This is a genomic window from Kocuria sediminis, assembly GCF_009735315.1.
GTDB lineage: Bacteria > Actinomycetota > Actinomycetes > Actinomycetales > Micrococcaceae > Kocuria > Kocuria turfanensis.
Window position 1 is genome coordinate 1 of the sequence record NZ_WOGU01000036.1, and the last position, 3,767, is coordinate 3,767.

Annotated in this window: 2 protein-coding genes and 1 pseudogene; all 3 read right to left on the minus strand. The window is 58.3% G+C overall.

The window, feature by feature from the left end:
* A partial coding sequence (locus GMA12_RS18065) for a GDP-mannose 4,6-dehydratase (RefSeq protein WP_162460047.1) occupies window positions 1–290 on the minus strand: 290 nt, incomplete at its 3' end.
* Between the two features lie 90 nt (window positions 291–380).
* Entirely contained in the window at window positions 381–1,607 is a 1,227-nt protein-coding gene (locus tag GMA12_RS18070; RefSeq protein ID WP_156270870.1) for a glycosyltransferase family 4 protein, read from the minus strand.
* A 1,727-nt stretch (window positions 1,608–3,334) separates the two neighbouring features.
* A pseudogene (locus GMA12_RS19155) lies at window positions 3,335–3,481 on the minus strand (IS3 family transposase); the annotation flags it as partial.
* Window positions 3,482–3,767: the final 286 nt, after the last annotated feature.

A 3,767-nucleotide genomic window follows, 5' to 3' on the forward strand; every position in this document is an offset into this window, starting at 1 on the left:
ACCTTCACGTGGGACTGGGCGGCGAGGTTGTAGACCTCGTCCGGGCGGATCTGCGCCATCAGCGTCACCAGCCGGGACCCGTCGGAGAGATCCCCGTAGTGCAGGAACAGCTTGGCATCCGATTCGTGCGGGTCGGAGTAGAGGTGGTCGATCCGGTGGGTGTTGAACGTGGAGGCCCTCCGGATCAGGCCGTGGACTTCGTACCCCTTGGCGAGCAGCAGCTCCGCCAGGTACGAACCGTCCTGACCGGTGATCCCTGTGATAAAAACACGCTTGCGCGATCTGGCCACAGTGCTCCCCCAAAACCTATGTGCCGTATGTGCGCGTCAATGTACCGGCACTTTGGGGCCGAGCAAAATATGACGCCTCCCACGGTCAGTTCACGTGCCGAGCAGTGATCGGAATACGTCTTCCCAACGGCACATGGCAGCTTCCGCAGAGAGATGCTCCCGAGCATATGCGGGTCCGTTCTCGCCCATCTGTGAAGCATTCGTAAGGTCCTGCCCCATGACTACCAATGCTTCCCATAGCCCTACGGGATCGCCCGAGGGCACGATAATCCCCGCTCCGGACCGCTCGATTTCACTCGCCGTGGCACCCCCTCGACTGACGGCTCCAATTACCGGACGACCCGAAGAGAAATATGAGGCAAGCTTGCTTGGCACTGACATTTCTTGAAGACCTGGTCGTTCATTGACCAATAGTATGTCCGCCGCAGAAAGAGCCATTGAATATTGATCGTCGGGAAGGGGGTCGATGAACTGCAAACAGGAAATTCCGACAGCACGCCCCTCCAGGGAACGTCGTTGATTTCCATTTCCTAAAAGCACGAATCGCAGATTCGATCCCTGCTTATCTGAAAGTCTAGCGGCATCCACGACGTTTTCGAGATTCTGTTTCACGCCCATGTTTCCAGCGTGCAGCACGACGACTTCTCCATTATTCCAGCCAAAGCTGCTCCGAATAGTTGCGCGATCTGCACTTGAGCTGGCCGGGATGTGAGACCAATTCCCAATCACCCGCACGCGACTAGAAGGCACCCCCAGGCGGTCCTGCACGTACCTCCCAAACCGTTCATGGATGCCGATCACGGTGTCGGTCGCTGACAAAACGACGCCTTCGAACCAGCGTAGAGGGACCACCAAGTGGGATGTCGAAGCGTGAGATTCCTCGACACCCCGCGCGTACAAATCTTGTACCCACACCACACTACGGGAGTTTCGATAGCGTAATTTCTGTGCCAGCAATGCCAGGGCCGTAGAGAAAAGCGCGGGAGACACGAAGAGCACCACGTCCGGATCCCGCCAGTCGACTGCCATGGCCTTGAGCCCGAAGTGCACTTCCATGAGGACTCGGCTCATCAGGCTGGGCCGAGAAGGTATGTAATGCTGAAGGTGCAACACGCTTGTGGTGTCAGTCAGGAGCCGCCGCCGACCGTGCTCGTACCCTTCGTAGGCCGCCCATTGCGGATAGTGCGGCGTCCCAGCGACGATAGTGACTGCCCACCCCGACGAGGCGAGATGTCGCGCAAGGTATGTGGTGTATGGGGCGGTGCCAGTGGGTTCGGGGTCGAAGTTCAACGTGACGATTGTCAGTCTCGGCTGCATGGCGTAACTCTTCCGCGAAGTCGGTGTAGGCCTGGACCTGCTGGTTAGTGTGTACCACGACGACCGCGGTCTGGGGCGAGGTCCAGGTTCATGAACTTCCGTTAAGCGTGACTTTCGAAGGAGTAAGGACGATGTCGGACGGTACCGAGTCTGTTTCCTCTCAAGAGGATGTTCCCGTTATTGATCTCTCCGTCGCACCTGGCGCCCGCGAAGCGTGGTCCCGTCCCACTTGGGTCGTCTATTTATGGTCCGCGGCCGAGTTGCTCGTGGTAACGAACCCGTGGCAATTTAGCTCTTCACTACGAGCTAAGACTTTGAGAGTCTTTGGGGCGTCGGTCGGTGAGGGTGTTATTATCCGGCCCCGTACGCGCATTCGATTCCCTTGGAACTTGACAATCGGTGACAGAGCTTGGATCGGTGAAGGCGTGTGGATTCATAATCAGGATCGAGTTGTCATTGGCTCTGATGCCGTGGTTTCCCAAGATACTTTTATTACCACAGGAAGTCATGCTCATCGCGAAGACATGGCTCTCATCACCCGACCAGTGCACATTGCCGACGGGGCCTGGGTGACTGCAAGATGCGTTGTAACGGGGGGAGTGGTCATCGGCCGTTCGGCGCTAATACAGCCTCTGACGAGGGTTGGTCGAAATGTTCCACCGAATGCAATCTATGGCAGCCAGGCTCCGGAAGTTGTGGGGTACAGGTTTGCCGTGAAGTCGCAGAATGCAAATGGTGGAGATTAGGCAGAGCGTGACTCACGTAAACCCGGACCTAGGTTACGGGGGGTGGGTCGTGTGAACTCTGAAGAAGGCGGGAATTCTGACGATGATAGGTCGTAAGGCGAAGGTCAATGAGGCGATTGAGAGACTTTTCGTAGACTGCTTCCGATAGAGCATACAGAGATTCATGCCTTGACTCCGCAAATTTCCCTAAGCTGTGGTGGCCCGTAGCTCAACTTCCCGATCACCTAAATCCTTAGGTGATTGGGATCTTGAGGTGTGGCCAAGCGTCCTGTAGTCCCGTTTCTATTACGGGATGGCGACCGGGAAAAGTTTATCGGTCTCGTGCGTGTGATATCAATGCGATTCGATTAGGCGTACTGAGCGAGTATTTTGCCGCCGATGGCCGATGGCCGATGGCCGATAGCCGACAGCCGACAGCTTAGGATAATTGGGGCACCGAGATCGCCGAGCGGACAGGAGCCAATTCCGCCATCGCGGTCCATGGGCGGGCACACGACATCGAGGACGGACGTGAGAGGTTGGCCAACCTCGACCGCTCAGACAGCAGCAACGAATCGACTACCGGACAGTTGTTGTGGCCAGGTGCCGGCTGTTACCCATGAAGGCTGGTGCCGCGCAGCTGCAATCATAGTTTTGGGGATGTCTCCCAGGTCCCTTGACGGGAATTCGTTCCAGCGAGGACCTGCGTCGCAGGTCGGGGCGCTTCTTCGGTGACGTTGGCAGGAAGACATACTTCCTATCGACTTACCCGCCGCTAAGACTGGTGAGCAGGTGCACGTTCCTCCGTCCCCGATGGCGTTGGTCAGGATCAGACCGGCTGCATAGGACCTAGTCAGTCCAGTCCACGATGCGGAGTATCGGCTGTCACGAAGAGGTTCTTCGTACAAGTCGGTCTGGCTGGTCCTAGCAGTGTGGGCACTGGCCGTAGGGATACCCTTTCTTCGCACGGGACTGCTGCACCGATAGGTGACAGGTGGGGTCTCATGCCGCGGGGGTTACAGCGGGCTGCATCGTGGCCTCGTACTCGATAGGGGTCAACCGCCCCAGGCGGGCCTGCCGCCGGCGGCGGTGCTGGATCCGCTTGGTCCAGGTGACGATCGCAACGCGCAGCTCGTTCCGGGTCGCCCAGGACTTCGACGCCCGCGACTACCGGGGCCGCAATGTTGTGAAGCGGTCCTCCAGCCGCACGAAGCGGTGGCGCGGGATAGCCACCAGCTGCGATTAGCTGGCACTGACCTACCTGGGCGGAGGCGTGTTGCGGGCCATCAACATCTAACTCAAGGCCTTATTGGCAGGCACGACCTGGTCCCGGTTACCCCGGGCGGAGAGGCACCGTTTAGATGTGCCCGGTCATAAGATTAGTCGCAGACGGCTGACGGGTGGGTGGCCGCCGAGTGCGCTGTGATGCCTGTCA